The 16,079-nt window shown below is 63.5% G+C and carries 15 protein-coding genes; 7 read left to right on the plus strand and 8 right to left on the minus strand.

The window, feature by feature from the left end:
• Positions 1-166 precede the first annotated feature (166 nt).
• Positions 167-838: a DUF3313 domain-containing protein gene (locus FFS60_RS00860; RefSeq protein ID WP_028629018.1), complete on the minus strand. Its 672-nt coding sequence runs from the start codon at positions 836-838 to the stop codon at positions 167-169.
• 325 nt (positions 839-1,163) lie between these two features.
• On the opposite strand from FFS60_RS00860, the gene FFS60_RS00865 reads away from it, so the two are divergent.
• On the plus strand, positions 1,164-1,826 hold the full coding sequence (locus tag FFS60_RS00865; protein ID WP_137820826.1) for a hypothetical protein: 663 nt from the start codon (positions 1,164-1,166) through the stop codon (positions 1,824-1,826).
• A 540-nt stretch (positions 1,827-2,366) separates the two neighbouring features.
• Here FFS60_RS00865 and FFS60_RS00870 read toward each other — a convergent pair.
• Positions 2,367-3,782 carry a DUF2252 domain-containing protein gene (locus FFS60_RS00870; RefSeq protein ID WP_256658013.1) on the minus strand — a complete coding sequence of 472 codons (1,416 nt, stop codon included), beginning with the start codon at positions 3,780-3,782 and terminating at the stop codon, positions 2,367-2,369.
• 601 nt (positions 3,783-4,383) lie between these two features.
• Between FFS60_RS00870 and FFS60_RS00875 the strand changes: the two genes are divergently transcribed.
• Together FFS60_RS00875 and FFS60_RS00880 are read left to right on the plus strand one after the other, a co-directional pair.
• A complete protein-coding gene (locus tag FFS60_RS00875; RefSeq protein ID WP_137820827.1) occupies positions 4,384-5,466 on the plus strand; it encodes a hypothetical protein in 1,083 nt (360 codons plus the stop codon).
• Between the two features lie 190 nt (positions 5,467-5,656).
• Entirely contained in the window at positions 5,657-7,414 is a 1,758-nt protein-coding gene (locus FFS60_RS00880) for a SulP family inorganic anion transporter (protein ID WP_218570584.1), read from the plus strand.
• 66 nt (positions 7,415-7,480) lie between these two features.
• On the opposite strand, the gene FFS60_RS00885 is transcribed toward FFS60_RS00880, so the two are convergent.
• Positions 7,481-8,440, minus strand: coding sequence for a DMT family transporter (locus FFS60_RS00885; RefSeq protein WP_137820828.1), 960 nt, complete (start codon positions 8,438-8,440; stop codon positions 7,481-7,483).
• A gap of 57 nt (positions 8,441-8,497) precedes the next feature.
• On the opposite strand from FFS60_RS00885, the gene FFS60_RS00890 reads away from it, so the two are divergent.
• The gene (locus tag FFS60_RS00890; protein ID WP_137820829.1) at positions 8,498-9,922 is read left to right on the plus strand and encodes a PLP-dependent aminotransferase family protein; all 1,425 of its coding nucleotides are present in this window, start codon (positions 8,498-8,500) and stop codon (positions 9,920-9,922) included.
• A gap of 136 nt (positions 9,923-10,058) precedes the next feature.
• Here the strand turns inward: FFS60_RS00890 and FFS60_RS00895 are convergent, their stop codons facing one another.
• The 4 genes from FFS60_RS00895 to FFS60_RS00910 all read right to left on the minus strand — a co-directional run bounded on the left by FFS60_RS00895 (position 10,059) and on the right by FFS60_RS00910 (position 12,329).
• Complete coding sequence (locus tag FFS60_RS00895; RefSeq protein WP_137820830.1) at positions 10,059-10,367, minus strand: NIPSNAP family protein; 309 nt, start codon at positions 10,365-10,367, stop codon at positions 10,059-10,061.
• Positions 10,368-10,404: 37 nt separating this feature from the next.
• A complete protein-coding gene (locus FFS60_RS00900) occupies positions 10,405-10,923 on the minus strand; it encodes a DUF2937 family protein (protein WP_028629008.1) in 519 nt (172 codons plus the stop codon).
• Positions 10,924-10,941: 18 nt separating this feature from the next.
• Positions 10,942-11,715, minus strand: a complete 774-nt coding sequence (locus FFS60_RS00905) for a class II glutamine amidotransferase (protein ID WP_137820831.1) — start codon at positions 11,713-11,715, stop codon at positions 10,942-10,944.
• 128 nt (positions 11,716-11,843) lie between these two features.
• Positions 11,844-12,329, minus strand: coding sequence for an MFS transporter (locus FFS60_RS00910; RefSeq protein ID WP_137820832.1), 486 nt, complete (start codon positions 12,327-12,329; stop codon positions 11,844-11,846).
• 101 nt (positions 12,330-12,430) lie between these two features.
• Here FFS60_RS00910 and FFS60_RS00915 point away from each other — a divergent pair, with 101 nt between their 5' ends.
• On the plus strand, positions 12,431-14,464 hold the full coding sequence (locus FFS60_RS00915) for a S9 family peptidase (RefSeq protein ID WP_137820833.1): 2,034 nt from the start codon (positions 12,431-12,433) through the stop codon (positions 14,462-14,464).
• Positions 14,465-14,467: 3 nt separating this feature from the next.
• Here FFS60_RS00915 and FFS60_RS00920 read toward each other — a convergent pair whose 3' ends face one another.
• On the minus strand, positions 14,468-14,794 hold the full coding sequence (locus tag FFS60_RS00920; protein ID WP_028629004.1) for a hypothetical protein: 327 nt from the start codon (positions 14,792-14,794) through the stop codon (positions 14,468-14,470).
• A gap of 133 nt (positions 14,795-14,927) precedes the next feature.
• Here FFS60_RS00920 and FFS60_RS00925 point away from each other — a divergent pair, with 133 nt between their 5' ends.
• Positions 14,928-15,302, plus strand: coding sequence for a YajD family HNH nuclease (locus FFS60_RS00925; RefSeq protein ID WP_137820834.1), 375 nt, complete (start codon positions 14,928-14,930; stop codon positions 15,300-15,302).
• Between the two features lie 41 nt (positions 15,303-15,343).
• Positions 15,344-16,039, plus strand: a complete 696-nt coding sequence (locus FFS60_RS00930; RefSeq protein WP_137820835.1) for a type 1 glutamine amidotransferase domain-containing protein — start codon at positions 15,344-15,346, stop codon at positions 16,037-16,039.
• The last annotated feature ends 40 nt before the right edge of the window (positions 16,040-16,079 follow it).

The raw sequence follows: 16,079 nt of genomic DNA on the forward strand, positions 1-16,079 counted from the left end.
TCCCAGCGGGCTGGAGGGAACGAGTGGGGCAAAAAGGGGACACCCATTAGCCGGTCCCCTTTTTCTCCGGATCAAGCAGATGCGAGCAAAGGGCATCACCCTCGACGATGGTTTGCACGAAGCCTGCTGAGTTCTTTGCTGGTCGGCTTGTGGCAGCCGGCCTCAGTCAGGGACGTTTATGGAACTGGAGATAGGCGAGTCTCATGTCACTTGCCCACCCGTCGATTACGGGCTGGATGTTCTTCACCGAAAGCACCGCTTCCTTGTTCTCCAAACTTTCGCCGGTGCCTTGGCGCACCACCTCCGCCAGGAGTTTGGTATTGCCTCCATCGAGGAACATCGCTTCGGTGGCGATTTCCACTTGCTGGTCCCGGGCGCCAATCGCTGTAGATGTCGCGGCGACGACAAGCGCGATGGGAATCACCTCGTAAGGTTTGAGCCCCTCGGTGGACGTCGAAACAGCGGTAATGGCCGGGCGCACGATGACACTGTCGGCCGTGGGCGAATCGCTGATCCTCACCACCGATCCGAGCTCTCGCCTGAGCGCCGCATCGTAGTACCGGGTGATGTCATCCAGCGTGGCCTGGGGTATCTGCGAGCTGGGCTGGGGACGCGGGTAGAACTGGCTGGGCTCCAGATAAATGCTGCTATAGCGCGACAGGTCGATGTCGGGATCTATCCAGCGGGCTACCTTCACCCCACTGGCGGACTCCTGCTTTTCCAGCACCTGGTAGTTAGGAAGGAACCCCGAGTAATTGGCGGGCTCGACCATTGTGCTCGAGCATCCCCCCGTAGCCAGAAGTGCAGCGACCGTTACAGCAATCACGTGAGAACGCATGGTGAACCCCCGATGGAAAAATCTGAATGTCCGCCCTCCAGTTGCCTGGAAAGCAGGATGCAAAGTGCGGAAAAGAGAATCGGACTCCTCGCTTCTGCTCCCGCTATCAGGTCGGGAGTCAGGGCGATCCCCGCTGTGGGGACAAGCTCAAGCGTAGTTGGCGCCATGCCGAGTTCCAGTCCGGATCACACGTTAATCAAGGGCGACCACGGGATTACGAGTGCGGGTAGGAAGCCGGTCTGGGTCTGGGTCGACCCTGAAACCCACGCGGGTCCGACGCCTTGCCTACACTTCTCTCGCGAAGCTGAAAAAGCGAGGGTCTGCGATGGAACACGAGGAAAGAGGCACCCGGCAGCGAATACTCGAACCCGTCGACCGCATCACCGAAGTGATATTCGGACTGCTGATGGCAATGACCTTCATTGGATCGCTGAGCGTTGCCACGGCAGGCCGTGAAGAGGCAAGAACCATGCTGATCGCGGCTTTCGGCTGTAACCTCGCATGGGGCCTGGCCGATGCCCTCATCTACCTGCTGCGTACCTGGACTGAACGCACTCGCAGCCGCACATTGCTCCTCCGCCTGCAAAGCGATGCAAGTCCGGCCAAAGGTCAGGAGCTGATTGCCGACGCCTTGCCACTGAGCATTTCCGCAGCGGCAGGTCCGGACGGCCTGGAGTTGTTGCGTTTGCGCCTGCTGGCCAACGCGGATAAAACCCTTCGCGCGCGGTTGGACCTGAGGGATTTCGCGGGTGCACTGGGCACCTTCCTGCTGGTCGTGCTGGCAACGTTCCCCCTGGTCATACCTTTTCTGTTGATAGACCAGACCGGACCGGCGATTCGAACGTCCAACCTGGTGTCGCTGGCAATGCTGTTTCTTTCAGGTTGGCTGCTGGCCCGCTATTCCGGCGGCAACCCTTGGGCGACAGGCGCGGTGTTGGCGCTCGTCGGCACGGCACTGATATTCGCGATCATTGCGCTGGGTGGGTGATGGCATTGCCTGAAACAAGCAGCGAAGTCCAACGGACGGACTACCCACAACACGCCGCGCCCGTCCCCCGGTGCCAAGGCTTACAAAAAAGCGAAGAATCGAGCCCCCGTACGCATCGCTAGGTTTTGTACGAAAAGTCGTCGAGCGAAGGCCAGGCAAGGCGAAACGACCATCGGGAGTAACAGCCAGGGGCTGGCCCGAAGGGTGAGCGCCAGTGAATCAATCGGCCGAAGAAGCGCAGTTTACGCGTTGTAAATGAGCATTCTGAGGCCGATTTCAACGCAGCATCACGCGCGAAGCCCGCAGGCACTTTTCGTACAGAGCCTAGCGGCTCCGAGGTTGGACTGGTTCCCCTCCCCCGGCCCCTCGCAGTATGGAGCGGGGTAGGGGGCGAGGCGCCCGTGTTGCAACCCTGCCAGGATAGCGATGGGCGGTTCGACGTCTGTTTTTGTCATCACCGGCTCAGAACGATGGACCTGAACAGCCCGGATTACGAATCCATGATGTGTCCACCCTGTCTCCGAACACCCGATCTGATCATTACTCCTCCTCAATAAGGACCTCCAATCGCCCGGACTTCACGGCCTTCACCAAGGCCGCATGATCCTGCTCCGTCTGATCGGCATAGGCGAGGGAAAAGTCACCCAGTGCCTCATCGAAACTGTCGCCGTTGCCCAGGTAACCCGTGATGGTCGCACTATCACCCGACTTGGCATGGGCGCGAGCCAGGGTAATGCCACAGACTCCGGCATAGCGTTTGAGCCGCGTGGCTGAAACCCCCTCGATGGGCACGGACATCTTCATGTCGCGCATCTGCCGGACAAAGTAATCATGCCCACCCTGGCCACGCGTCCAGCCCAGGAAAATGTCGCTGGAGGACTGCATGAGCCTCTGCCCCATGACGACGCGCTGCCCCTGGTTCGTGTACTGGCTTTTCCCCGCATAGGGTTCGAGAACCGAGCGACAGGATTCCTTGAACTGAAGAATCAGCGGATGGTTTTCTTCGGAGAAGAGCAATCCGATGAAGCAGCGGGTGCCAACGCTGCCAATGCCCACGACTTTCATGGCTACGTCCACCAGGCGATAGCGATCCAGGAGAACGCGGCGTTCGTCGGACAGCGTCGAACGGTAGTCCGCCATCGCACGGTGGGCCGTTTCCAGGAATCGTGGCGTGTCGACGTGGTACAGGATCGGGGGTTGATCGACGATGCGCGGGTACCCGGCAACCTGCTCGGTAATCTTGGGAAAGACGTTTTCGACCACCCGCGCGCGGGCTTTATCGGCAAGTTGCTGGCGACTCTTTTTAATCTTTTCATCGGGCGCCAGCTCGATCAGGGTGTCCATGTCCAGGCGCGAATACCAGACCTCCAGCGGGTTCTTCCTGGAGTATTCGTGCAGGTTCTCCCGATAGGCGCGCGCACATGCCACCGCGGCTTCCCGTGCCTGGTCATCGGACAGCCCGTTATCGCGTCCGGCAACCGCAAAACTCGCGGCGAGCCGTTTGATATCCCACTCCCAGGGGGCGGGAAGGGTTTCGTCAAAGTCGTTGAGGTCGAACACCAGGTTGCGCTCTGGCGTGGCGAACAGACCGAAGTTCAAGAGGTGGCAGTCGCCGCAGGCCTGCACTTGCACCCCGATGTCGGGGGTGCTGGCCAGGTCATGGGCCATGAGCGCCGCCGAGCCCCGGAGGAAAGTAAAGGGGCTGCGGAGCATGCGTCCGTAGCGGATCGGCACCAGCTCCTGAAGCCGATCCTTGTTCGACTTTTCGAGGATCGCGATCGGGTCCCGTCGCTTGTCCTTTGTTGTCCAGGCGGCGTGGCTGCTGCGCGGCACCCTGTCACGCAGCAGCTTCCCGGCATTCAGTCGTTCCTCGCGAGAGCGGAATTGCGGTAGGGCCGCTGCTGCCTTGGTGGCTTTGCCCTTTGCCATGTGGGTGGTTTTCTTGCTGGCTGCCATGGTTGCGCCCCGCGTTCCCGCTCACAGTAATCGTCGGTTGGCCCCCATAAGGGGGCATCGCGGATGCAGCCGGCCAGATCGTGGCCCGGATTTCATCCGCGCTACCGACGTGTAGGAGCGAGCTTGCTCGCGAAAGATCGTGCTCGGGCTGTTCGCGAGCAAGCTCGCTCCTACTGACAATCCGGTTTCATCCTTTAAATCAGGCATTTCGATCGTCACAGGCAGAGCCGATGACTCATGACCACGCCCTAAGGAAGTGGCTTCCCACGTTCAAATGAAAGTTGAACATTCGACCTTATGCACGCCCTCGGCCCGGATATCCGCGTGAGCGGATGATGCGCAGCGACGCTGAGGCCTGCGGAGCTGGGCTAACCTCTCAGGTTGAGGCCCGTGATCGGACTGCCAGCATCATCAGGACCCGGATCAATGCACCGGCCGACACCTTGCGCTGTGGCGTGGCATCTACGGAGCCGCTGACTCAGTGCGATCAAGAGAACGATGTTTCCCTGGCCGGATCGGCATGGCGCAGTCGGTACGCGGAAGTCGAGCGCGCACCCGTTGATGCAGCGCTGATGCCCGCCCCCAGCTGAGGATGGTGAGAGTGACTCCGAACGAGACGATCCTTCTCATTGCCGCCGTGTTGGCATCTCTGGTGCTGTCGGGTTGCGCGAGCATCGGCCCCGGTACCGTGACGGTGGATCGCTTCGATTACAGTTCGGCCATCGCCGATTCCTGGAAGCAGCAGACCCTGCTCAACATCGTCAAGCTGCGCTACATGGACATGCCCGTATTTGTCGACGTTGCCTCGATCGTCGCCGGCTACTCGCTGGAAACCGGAGGCAACATCGGCGGCCAGATTTCCTCGGCCGATGCCGTTCAGGGCAACAGCGTCGTACTCGGTGCCAACGGCAAATACACCGATCGCCCCACGATTACCTATGTGCCGATGACCGGTGAGAAGTTCCTGATCGGACTGCTGACGCCCATCGACCCAAAGAACATTTTCTCCTTGCTCCAGTCAGGCTATGCGGCGGACTTCATCCTCGGGCTGACGGTCGAGTCGCTCAACGGTGTCCGCAATCGCACGGCATTGGCTGGCGCCGTGCGTGAGGCCGAACCGGATTTCCTGCGTGCCCTGGCGTTACTGCGCGAAATCCAGGCAGCGGGCGCCGTGGGTTTGCGCGTGGATGAAAACAAGGCCACGGGCACGACCGCGCTGCTGATCATGCGTCGAGATGACGTAGAACCGGACATACTGGAAAAGCAGAATCAGCTCCGTCGCCTGCTTCATTTGCCTGAAGACAGCCAGCGCTTCGTGCTCAAGTACTCGCCATCACGGGGCGAAGAGGGCGAACTGTCGGTCAACAGCCGTTCGATGCTGCAGATCATGACGGCCTTCTCCAGTTACATAAACGTGCCCGAAGCGCATATTCAGGACCGAAGCGCCGTACCGACCGTCGACACGGGCAGTGCGGATAATCCCGCATCTGGAACGCTCGTTCACAGCGGAAAGGAAAAGCCCGAGCACGCTTACACGGCCGTGCGTTATCGCGATTACTGGTTCTGGATAGATCACAGCAACTGGCAGGCGAAGCGGGCACTGGCCGCCATCATGTTTTTCTTCACGTTGTCGGAGGCCAAGGGGAATAACAGTCTGCCGCTGATCACCATCCCGGCGCAGTGATGGCGTACACCAGCAATGACCTGCCCCTTTGCGAACCGACGCCGTCGACAAGGCAGCGGAAAGCGGCCCACCCGCCTTTGCTGGCCCAATCGGGGCGATCTAATCTGCACGGATAGCTGAGGCCCACCGCGGTCATGTCGCAGTCGAGGTGGTAGAAGACTGACGCTCCGCATGCAGGACGGATGGACTCATGCCAAGAAACGATCCCCCCGCGACCAATAAGGCCACGCCCGCAACGATGCCTGCCGCCCATGCGCCGGTTCGCGGCTGGCGCGCGGCCTTTCCTCCGGCCCAGTGGCTCCCGACCTACCAGGTGAAGTGGCTTCGCAATGACGTTGTCGCGGGTGTGACCCTGGCGGCCTACGGCATTCCGGTCTCCCTCGCCTACGCCTTGCTCGCGGGTCTTCCGCCGCAGTACGGCATCTACTGCTATCTGGTCGGCGGCCTGTTCTATGCGCTGTTCGGCTCTTCTCGCCAGCTGGCCATCGGCCCCACATCCGCCATCTCGATGCTCATCGGCGTCACGGTTGCGGGCATGGCGGGGGGCGATCCGACACGTTGGGCCGACATAGCGGCACTGACAGCGCTGGTCATCGCCGCCATGTGTGCGCTGGCATGGCTGCTGCGCCTGAGCTCGCTGGTCAACTTCATCAGCGAGACCATTCTGCTGGGTTTCAAGGCCGGCGCAGCGCTGACCATTGCGATGACCCAGTTGCCCAAGCTGTTCGGGGTCCCGGGAGGCGGGGAAGACTTCTTCGAGCGCATTGTTGTCCTGGCCGGCCAACTTCCCGACACCAACTTCGCTGTACTGATATTCGGCCTGGCAGCCATCGCGGCGCTGATGCTCGGGGAAAGGTTTCTGCCAGGCCGCCCGGTGGCCTTGTTCGTGGTGGTGATATCGATCATCGCCCTGTCGGTGACACCGCTGAGCAGCCTTGGCTTCAAGGTGGTCGGGGCTTTGCCGACCGGCCTCCCCGACTTCCACCCCCCGGAGCTGCGACTGCGGGACGTGGACGGGGTCATCCCCCTCGCGTTCGCGTGCATGCTGCTGGCCTATGTGGAAAGCGTTTCAGCGGCCCGAGCCCTGGCCCAGGCGCACGGGCAGGAAATTGATCCACGCCAGGAACTGCTTGGCCTGGGTGCCGCGAATCTGGGTGCAGCCTTGTTCCAGGCCTATCCGGTGGCCGGCGGTCTGTCTCAATCGTCGGTGAATGACAAAGCCGGCGCCAAGACGCCGCTGGCACTGGTCTTTGCCTCGATCACCATCGCCTTGTGCCTGATGTTCCTGACGGGATTACTGGCCAACCTGCCCAATGTGGTGCTTGCAGCCATCGTGCTGGTGGCCGTCAAAGGTTTGATCAACATCCCCGAGCTGCGCCACGTCTGGCGTGTGAGTCGCTTCGAGTTCAGCGTGTCGATGGTCGCCTTCGCCGCCGTGCTACTGCTGGGGATTCTCAAGGGTGTGCTATTGGCGGTACTGGTGTCGCTCCTGTTGCTGATACATCGTGTCGCGCACCCCCACGTGGCGTTTCTCGGCCAGATCCCCGGCACCCGGAGCTACTCCGACATGGATCGCAGTTCCGACAATCTGGCCGTACCGGGCGTGTTGGTGTTCCGCGTCGAAGCATCGTTGCTCTACTTCAACGTCGAGCACGTGCGCGATGTGCTCTGGCAGAGAATCCGCTCTACCCCCGACGCGTTGAAACTGGTGGTCTGCGACATGTCCGCCTCCCCGCTCGTCGACTTGGCCGGCGTACGTATGCTTGAGGCGTTGCATGGGGAACTGCAGGGGTTAGGGATACGCTTGCGACCCGTCGGGGCCCATGCGCGAGTACGGGACATACTGCGCACCGAAGGGCTGGAGGAACGCTTCGGCAACTTCGGCCACACGGTTTCGGTGGCCGATGTCATCGACGAGTTCCAGGGCAAGGCTGTAGCTGGCACATGATGACCCGTGGTTGAAGGACGAGCCGAGCTGGAAGCGCAGAGGGGCCGGGGGCGAGGCGCCCGAGCATCAACCCTGCAATCCGGGCCGGCGGCGCACCAGCTTTTCCAGCGGCAGCTTGGTCACCGCAAAGCCCATCAGCAGCGTGGAGGCGTACAGCGCGAAGTCGCTGGCAATCGGCTGGTTCTCGTACCAGGTACCGACTAGCACGGCGAACACCGGAAAGATGATGAAGATGAAGGACAGCATCACCGGGCTCATGCGCTTGAGCAGGTAGAAGTAGACGATGAAACCGCCGACCGAGGCGCACAGCCCGAGGTAGGCCAGCGCGCCCCAGGAACGCACGCTGATGCCGTCGAAGTCCGGCCGCTCAAGGATGAACCCCGCGAAAAATAGCATCAGTCCGGCGACGCCAATTGGCAGCGTGTTGTAGGTGATGACGCTGATTTCGGCCCCCTTCTGCTTGGTGACCACGTAGCACAGCGCATGCATGAGCGCGGCGCCGAGGATCGCCAGCACGCCACCGAACCCCGCATGTTCCAGGCTCAGGCCCTGGCTGCGGAGGATCATGAACAGGCTGCCGAAGCCGATGGCGATGCCCAGCACTTGCGAGAGATGGATGCGTTCGCGGAGGAAGAGCGACGAGAAGATCAGGATGAACACCGGCATGCAGCTGAACAGCAAGGCGGTGAGTCCCGATGAGACGTACACCTCGCCGTAGTTCAGCAGGTAGTACGGCAGGCTGAAGTAGCACAGGGTCACGAAGACGAAGAAGCCCAGCCGCGCCCTCGGAAAAAAGACCGGGTCGCCCCGCAACAGGGCGAAGCCGAGGAACAGAGGGAACGCGATCAGAAAGCGCAGGCCGGAGGCGGTGAGCGGTGGCACGGTTTCCACGGCGATCTTGATGCCCAGCCAAGTAGTGCCCCAACTGAGGCAGACGATGAGAAACAGCAGCGCGCTGAGCAGCCCTGCCAGCCAACGCTGTTTTGTTGTGATCCGTCCAACGCCGCGCTCGGTAATTGACACCATATCAAAGCATCCAATTTGCTAGATTTATGCAGTCAACTCACGCTATTTGGACTTAAAATGACTGTCAAACTGATTAATGACACCCTGTCATTGCTCAAGGATGCGCTGGAGTCGGGCCAGGGAACCAAGTACAAGCGCCTGGCTGACGCGATGGAGAAACTGATTCGCGGTGGCAGCCTGGAAGCCGGCAGCAAGTTGCCGCCTCATCGCATCCTGGCCGATCAACTGGGCGTTACCGCGGGCACGGTGAGCCGCGCCTATGCCGAGCTGGAGCATCTTGGGCTGGTGGCGGCACGGGTGGGCGACGGGACCTTCGTGTGCCATCGGGCGCTTGAGCGAAAAAGGGATGCAGGCTTTCGCAACGCCGAGGAAGAGACGGCCGCGTTCTTCGACATGAGCCGCAACATGCATATCCCCGGGCAGGAAACGGTGTTTCTCGCCAGGAGCCTGATGGCGCTGGCCGAGCAGCCGCAGCGCTTGCACGAGCTGACGACCTACAGCCCGGAACAGGGCCTTTCGCGCCATCGCCAGGCTGGCGCCCACTGGCTGGCCCACGGCGCGTTTCAGCCACAGGCCGAACAGGTGCTCTGCACCAATGGCGGCCAGCACGGCCTCCTTTGCGCGCTGATGGCGTTGCTGCGGCCGGGCGATACGGTCGTCACGGAACAATTGACCTACCCCGGCCTGATCAGCGCCGCGCGCATGCTGGGCATCCGGCTGCTGGGCGTGGCGATGGATGAGGAAGGCCTGATTCCGGCGTCGCTGGATGAGCTCTGCCGGCACAATCGGGTCAGCGCCCTTTACTGCACCCCGACCCTGCAGAACCCCACGGCGGCAGTCATGTCGCCTGCCCGCCGGGAGGCCATTGCCGCACTTTGCCGAGCGCACAACCTGCTGCTCATCGAGGACGAAGCCCACGCCGTGCTGGTGGCAGACCGGCCGCTGCCCCTGAGTCATTACGCGCCGGAACGCAGCATCCTGATCGGCAGCCTGAGCAAGGCCGTGGCGGCGGGCTTGCGCGTGGGCTACCTGCACGCCCCGGTGACGCTGGTGGGTCGAATGGCGGCAACACTGCGCGCATCCTGCTGGATGGCAACGCCGCTGGCGATGGAGCTGGCCAGCCAGTGGATCGAGGACGGTATCGCGGAGCAGCTGCTGCGCCAGCAGATCAGCGAGATCGAACGACGCAAGGCGCTGGTGAAGGGTCTGCTGGAGGGGCTGGCTTACCGGACGCATCCGCAGAGCCCGCACTTCTGGATCGAAGTGCCGGAGCCCTGGCGCGCCTCGGATGTGGAGGCGGACCTGAAGCTCAAGCACTACCTGATCGCAACAGCCGAAGCCTTTGCGATTGGCCGGGCAGCGGTGCCGCAGTTCGTGCGAGCCAGCGTCAGCAATGCCTCTGGGGACGATGGGCGGCTGATTGAGGCCTTTCAGGCATTGGCCGATGCATTGCGGCAGGAAGTCAGAACGGTGGATACGTGATCGGCTGGCAGCGCATCGAACTCAGCCGCAACACCCGGATTCGAGACGTGCCACTCGCAGGATGGGGCGGGCAGCGTTCCGCTGGAACACAGCGATACCCATCAGCGACGGTCCGATGGAGCACTGCCGGCGCTCTCTACGCGCCAAACACAGGCCTGAAGAACGAGCGCTCGTAGCTGAGGATGCACCGGGTCTCTTCCGCGTACTTGAAGGCGGCGACGCATTCGGGGTCGTTCATGGATTGCTGCCGGTAGCGCTCGTAGTCCGCCAGGCTGGGAAAGGTGAACATCGCGAGCGCGATGTTGTTTGCGCCTTCGGATGGCAGGAAGTAGCCGTGGTGCTGGCCGCCGAACTTCTTCACCAGCGGAATCCACAGTTTCCCGTAGTGCTCGAATTCACTCAGCTTGTACGGGTCCAGGACGTATCTCAGGTAACAGGTGACCATTTCTTCCCTCTCTGGCAATGGATGGGTGGCATGAGCGTCACCGCCAATGCCGCTGCTGCACCTTCTTGCTGCGGCCGATGCCAGCGCCGATGAGCAGGAGGAGGCTTTCCACCAGCCACGCCAGCAGCAGGCCGCAGGCCAGGCCCCAGGCGATGGCTTCGGGTTTGAGCAGCAGTTGATAGCTGTAGGCGGTGAGGGTTTCCTGGCGCAGCTCGGGGTTGGCCATGGCCAGTACATGCCAGGCGCGCTGGTACCAGGGGCCTTGCAGGGCGCGCCATTCGCGTTGCATCAGGTCGTTACGGGTGACGAGGTGGGCCACGCTGTCGGCGTCGCTGCGCATGACCGGGTCGGCGCTTGCGCGGTAGTGGGCGACCAGGGCGTCGAGGTCGCCCTCGAAGAAGCGCTGGGCGGTTTCACGGAAGCCCTTGAGGCCCTGCTCCGCTTCCAGCCGGTGGGCGTCGACGCGCTGGGCGTAGTCTTCGATGAAGCCCGGCACCTGCACCCCGACCAGCAAGCCCAGGGTGAACAGGATCAGGCGCAGGTAGCTTCGCAACATTCCCTGTATCTCCTGTTGTCAGGCCCGGCCCTGGGTGACGATCTCGCCGCGGCGCCAGAGGATCCACTCGCCGGGCTGGAAGATGTTCCAGTTTTCGTTGTCGGTCAGCGGTTCGGTGGCAATCACCGTGACCACGTCGTTGGGGGTGGTTTCGGCCTGGAAGTCCACGGTCAGGTCGGCGTCCTTCAGGCTTGCTGGGCCGAAGGGCGCGCGGCGGGTGATGTGGGCCAGCTTGGTGGAGCAGAAGCTGAACAGCCAGTCGCCATCGCTGAGCAGGCAGTTGAACACGCCCTTCTGGCGAAATTCGAAGCAGGCCTGGATCAGCACCGGCAGGAGGATCTCCGCCATGACCGGCTCTGGAAAGGCACCGCGCACACGGTTGAGCAGGTTGCAGAAGGCCGCTTCGCTGTCGGTATCGCCCACCGGGCAATAGAAACCTTTGGGCGGCTCGAAGCCGGACAGTTGGCCGTTGTGCGCAAAGCACCAGTTGCGGCCCCAGAGCTCGCGGACGAACGGATGGGTGTTGGACAGGCAGACCTTGCCGACGTTGGCCTGGCGAATATGGCCGATGACGGTTTCGCTCTTGATCGGGTAACGCTGGACCAGGCGCGCCACCTCGGACTCGATGCTCGCGGCAGGGTCCTGGAACAGGCGCAGGCCGCGCCCTTCATAGAAGCCGATGCCCCAGCCGTCGCGGTGCGGGCCGGTGCCGCCGCCGCGTTGCATCAGGCCGGTGAAGCTGAAAACGATATCGGTGGGGACGTTGGCGCTCATGCCGAGCAATTCGCACATGGTTCAGGACTCTGGCGTCAGGCGTTCTTGGAAGGAGGCGACTTCCCGCACCGGGAAGTGAAAGGGACGTTCCGGGCCGGGGTGGCCCATGCTGAACGTCCCGTGTCCGGGCCGCAAGGCCCGGTGCATCAGAGGCGGGGTTCGATGCGCAAGCGGCGGTCGCCGTTCTGGTCGTAGCGGGTGTCCGCTTCGGGTTTGCTGTCGCGCATGATTTCGCGCAGGGTCGGCCCTTCTTCGGCTTCGGCCTGTTGGGCCGCTTCGCGTTCGGCACGGCGGGCCTTGAGCTTGTTCTCGATGGGCCAGCGGATGCTGGCATATACCAGGTACAGGGTCAGCGCAATGATGCTGTACATGGTCAGATCGAGGGTAGCCTTCCAGGCGTTGTTGCCGACCTTGAACAGCACATCCAGCGCGGTGATGGCCACTGCCGGGGCGAACATGTCCTTGGCCGGGTCGACGATGGTGGGGGTCAGCAACAGCACTGCCACCAGCAAACGCATCGGCTCACGCAGCCAACGCCACATCCAGCCCGTGAGGCGGAACCAGACCAGCAGGCAGCCGAGCGCGGCCACTCCATAGGCAGCCCAGGCGAGCAGGTAGTCGTTTTCAGTCATTGGCGTCCGTGGCAAGGCTGGCAAAAGGGCGCTTATGATAAACGCTTTTCACGGTTCCGGCGCTCCTGCCGTCGCCGCCCCGCCTGCCTTCGAGAGTACCCATGTCCCAAGCCCCCATCGCCCGCATCGAACCCGGTGACGACCCCTACCGCTGGCTGGAGGAGCGCGATGCGCCCGACGTGCTCGCCCACCTCGAGGCGGAGAACGCCTGGCTGGAAACCGTGCTGGCCGATCAGAAGGCGCTGCGCGAGACGCTGTTCCAGGAGATCAAGGGCCGCATCCGCGAAACCGACCTGTCCCTGCCGGTGCCCTGGGGCCCCTGGCTCTACTACCAGCGCACCACTGCCGGTGACGAGTACCCGCGCCACTACCGCTGCCCGCGCCCGACCGACGGCTCCCTGACCCTGGACGACGCCGGCGAGGAACTGCTGCTGGACCCGAACGAGCTGGCCGCTGGCGGCTTCCTGTCCATTGGCGCCTTCAGCATCAGCCCGGACCACGCACGCCTGGCCTACAGCCTGGATACCAGCGGCGACGAGATCTACCAGCTGTTCGTCAAGGAACTGGCGACGGGAGAAATCACCGCCCTGCCCTTCGAGCACTGCGACGGCAGCATGACCTGGGCCAACGACAGTGCCACGCTGTTCTTTGGAGAACTGGACGACACCCATCGCCCGCACCGCCTGTACCGCACCCGCCTGGGCGAGCCCGGCGCGGCACTGGTATTCGAGGAAGGCGACGGACGCTTTTTCCTGCATTGCTACCGTGCCAGCTCCGAGCGCCAGCTGATCCTCCTGCTCAACAGCAAGACCACCAGCGAAGCCTGGGTGCTGGATGCCGACACCCCTGACGGTACCTGGGCCTGCGTGGCCGAGCGCGAAGAAGAGCACGAGTACTACATCGACCACGGCAAGCTGGACGGCCAGTGGGCCTGGTTGATCCGCAGCAACCAGAGCGGCATCAACTTCGCGCTCTACCAGAGCACCGAAGCGGTACCCGTTCGCGACCGCTGGCAGACGCTGATCCCCCATGACGAGACGCGCATGCTGGAAGGCGTCAGCCTGAATGCCGGCGGCTTCGTCCTGAGCCTGCGCGAAGGGGGCCTGCCGATCATCCAGGTGCACCCGCAAGGTGCGGCGCCCTACCCGCTCCAGTTGCCGGATGCGGCCTACAGCCTTTACGTGCAGGACAGCCTGGAGTTCGACAGCCCGGTGGTCCGCCTGCGCTACGAGGCCCTCAACCGGCCGGCGCAGGTGCGCCAACTGGAGCTGGCCACAGGCGCGCAGCAGGTGCTCAAGGAAACGCCGGTGGAAGGCCCCTTCGATGCGGACACCTTTGTCAGCCAGCGTCTCTGGGCGACGGCGGCGGACGGTACGCGCATCCCCATCAGCCTGGTGGCGCACCGCGACACGCTGGGCAAGCCCGCCCCGCTCTACCTCTATGGCTACGGCGCTTATGGCGAGAGCCTCGACCCCTGGTTCTCCCATGCACGGCTGAGCCTGCTGGAGCGCGGGTTCGTCTTCGCCATCGCCCACGTGCGCGGCGGCGGCGAGCTGGGTGAGGCCTGGTACCGCGCCGGCAAGCTGGAGCACAAGACCAACAGCTTCGGCGACTTCATCGCCTGCGCCGAGCACCTGATCGCCGAGGGCTACACCACCTCCGCGCAACTGGCCATCAGTGGCGGCAGCGCCGGGGGCCTGCTGATTGGGGCGGTGCTGAACCTGCGCCCGGAGCTGTTCGCCGCGGCCATCGCCGAAGTGCCGTTCGTGGATGTGCTGAACACCATGCAGAACCCCGACCTGCCGCTGACTGTGACCGAGTACGACGAATGGGGCGACCCGAACGAGCCTGAGGTGTTCGCGCGGATCAAGGGCTACGCGCCCTACGAGAACGTGAGCGCACAGGCCTACCCGGCGATGCTGGTGGTGGCCGGCTACAACGACAGCCGCGTGCAGTACTGGGAAGCCGCCAAATGGGTGGCCCGCTTGCGCGCAACGAAGACCGACAACAACCCGCTGCTGCTCAAGACCGACCTCGGCGCCGGCCATGGCGGCATGAGCGGCCGCTACCAGGCGCTACGCGACGTGGCGCTGGAGTACGCCTTCCTGCTCAAGGTGCTGGGGCTGCCCCAGTAACGATCAGGGATTGCCGGTGCCGGTCCCGAGTCCCTTGGTGTTGCGCTCCAGTTGCTGCTCCAGCACCGGGATCGGCTGGTCGCGCTGCTCCAGGGACTGGCGCAGGCGTTGCTCCTGGTCTGGCCGCTTCATCATCTGCGGGCTGCCGCTCTGCGGCGCCGGGCTGGTGATCGCACGCGGCGTCACTTGCGGGTAGGGCTGCGGATTGACGGTGCCGGGCGATCCGGCCGGCGCCTGCAAGGGCGCACGCAGCAGCGGTGGATTCTGCGCGGCCGCGCTGCCGGCGATCAGGGCCAGCGCCAGCAGCAACGACCTGTGCGAAAGCTTCATGGGCTGCCTCCGGTTCATACCTTGTCTGAGTCTAAACCCCGACGGCCGGCGCGACGCCCCGTGCGACGGGATACCCGCGATCCGGCATGCCCGGACTAGACTTTTCACAGATCCAGACTCGGGAGCGCAACCAATGGGCACAGAGCGATCAGCACCGCCCACAAGCAAGCTGGACAAACTGCTCGCCGACGAACGCAAGCGGCGCGAACACAGCTACCGGGAACAGGCACTGAAGCTGTTTCCCTGGGTATGTGGCCGCTGTGGGCGCGAGTTCAGCGGCAAGCGCCTGTCCGAACTTACGGTGCATCACCGCGATCACAATCATGACAACAACCCGCCGGACGGTTCGAACTGGGAGCTGCTCTGCCTCTACTGTCATGACAACGAGCACGCCCGCTACACCGACCAGCAGTGGCACAGCGAGGAAGAACCCGGCGCGCGGCAGGGTCCGCGTACCACCTACAAGGCGTTCGCCGACATCGGCAACCTGTTGAAGCGCGAGGAATAGCCCGCCGGGCCGTTCGTCACCGAGTCCGCAAGGAGATCACGATGAAGATCCTGATGGTACTGACCTCCCACGACCAGTTGGGCAACACCGGCAAGAAGACCGGTTTCTGGCTGGAGGAGTTCGCCGCGCCTTATTTCGCCTTTCGCGATGCCGGCGCCGAGGTGGTGCTGGCCTCGCCCAGGGGCGGCCAGCCGCCGCTGGACCCGAAGAGCGACGACCCGGACGCCCAGACCGAGGCAACGCACCGTTTCCGCGAGGATGACGAGGCGCGCCGTGCACTGGCCAACACCCATTTGCTGGCCGGGCTGGCGCCGGGGGACTACGACGCCCTCTTCTACCCCGGCGGCCACGGCCCGATGTGGGACCTGGTGGACGACCTGCACTCCATCGTGCTGGTCGAAAGCTTCTACGCCGCCGGCAAGCCGGTGGGCGCCGTGTGCCACGCACCAGCCGTGCTGCTTAACGCCAAGGCGCCGGACGGCGCGCCGTTGGTGCAGGGCAATGCGGTGACCGGCTTTTCCAACTCCGAGGAAACCGCTGTGGGCCTGGCCGACGTGGTGCCCTTCCTGCTGGAAGATGCGCTCAAGGAGAACGGCGGCCATTACTCCAAGGTGGCGGACTGGCAGCCCCATGTGGTCACCGACGGCAACCTGATCACCGGGCAGAACCCGGCCTCGTCCGAGCCGACGGCGGCAGCCATGCTGGAACTGTTGAGCGGGCGGCGGGGGGAGATGTAGGCCGACAGTGGGAAATTCGCCCCTACAGGCAAAAGCGCCG

The organism is Pseudomonas sp. D(2018) (assembly GCF_005502555.1).
GTDB classification, from domain to species: Bacteria; Pseudomonadota; Gammaproteobacteria; order Pseudomonadales; family Pseudomonadaceae; genus Metapseudomonas; species Metapseudomonas resinovorans.